Source organism: Variovorax paradoxus (genome assembly GCF_040544635.1).
GTDB lineage: Bacteria > Pseudomonadota > Gammaproteobacteria > Burkholderiales > Burkholderiaceae_C > Variovorax > Variovorax paradoxus_R.
The window spans coordinates 1-1,225 of sequence record NZ_JBEPKJ010000027.1 but is presented as its reverse complement, the minus strand read 5'-3'; the positions used below and the strand labels follow the sequence as shown (position 1 = coordinate 1,225).

At 70.7% G+C, this 1,225-nt stretch carries 1 protein-coding gene; it reads right to left on the bottom strand.

Translation table 11 applies throughout. The features are described from left to right. Window position 1 precedes the first annotated feature (1 nt). Window positions 2-1,225: autotransporter outer membrane beta-barrel domain-containing protein (locus tag ABIC94_RS27345; protein ID WP_354376178.1), on the bottom strand; the 1,224-nt coding region annotated here is incomplete at its 5' end.

The window sequence follows — 1,225 nt, the reverse complement described above, 5'->3', positions numbered from 1 at the left end:
CTCACCACTTCATGCGCAACCCCAATGAGCCTTGCACCGTGCGCTTCACCTTCGCGTCGCCACCGGAGGCCCAGAGCTTGCCCACTTCGCCGTAGACGCTGGTCGTCTGGTTCAGCGCCAGCGTGAAGCCGCCGGCCAGTTCGCTGGAGGTGGCGCCGGTGCGGCCCGTGATGTCGGTTGCGCCGGCGGGTCCGATGAAGCGGGCCACGTCGGCACCGCTGCTCGCCTTGTAGAGGTTGAAGCGGCCGTACGGCTGCAGCGTGCCGAGGCCCGTGGCGATCTCGCCCTTCAGCCGCACGCCGACGCGTGCGATCCAGCCGTCGTCGCTGTCCTGCCCCACGTTCGCACCGGAGATCGCGAGGGTGTCCAGGCTGAGGCGCTGGTGAATCAGCTGCAGCTGCGGCTCGATCTTCCAGCCGCTCGCGCCCAGCGCAAAGGACTGGCCCACCTCGATGGACGCCATCAGGCTGTCGCCCTTGCCCCCGCTGCGCAGCGTCGACAGGGGTTCAACGGTGTAGCGGTGCCGCCCGGCCTGCAGCACGGCATCGGCATAGAAGCCCGAATCGGCGGTCCAGGTGCCGTAGGCGCCCAGGTACTGGCTGCGCAGGTCGTTGGCGCCGACGGCCAGATTGGCGATGCCGCTCGCGAAGCCGTTGACCCTCACGCGGCCGTCGAGCTGGCCGACGTACACGCCGGCGCGCCAGTTCGATGCGGCGAACAGGTCGGTGCCGGCCTGGAAGCCCTTGACGTTGCCCTTGCTGTGCGGGTTGACGGTGCCTTGCTGGTGGATGTCGATGTCGGCGGCGATCACGCGGCCCCAGGCCCGGCGCTCGCTGCCGCTCGATGCGGTGCCGCCGGCCTTGACGTCGTCGTCGCCGATGCGCTGGTGGAGGTTGCCGATCATGGCCAGGTCCATCTGGCGCAGCTGGCTGGGCAGCGCGGACAGCAGCGGGACTTCGGCGCGGTAGGTGGGCACCTGCACGGTGATGGGGCCTGTGCCGCCGCCCGCCGAACCGCCCGTGCCGGTCGTTGGTGGGGTGGTGGGCGTCGTCGGGGTGGTGGGTGTGGTCACCGTGGTGGTCGAGCGCAGGTACCAGTTCTCGCCAGCGCCGCTGGCGTCGGCGGCATGCAGGCGGTATTCGAAGGCGCCCGCATCGACGTGGCCGCCGGCGAGTGCGAAGGCGTCCCGGGTGGTCTGTGCGGTGGTGGTGGCGCCGTTGAGCGC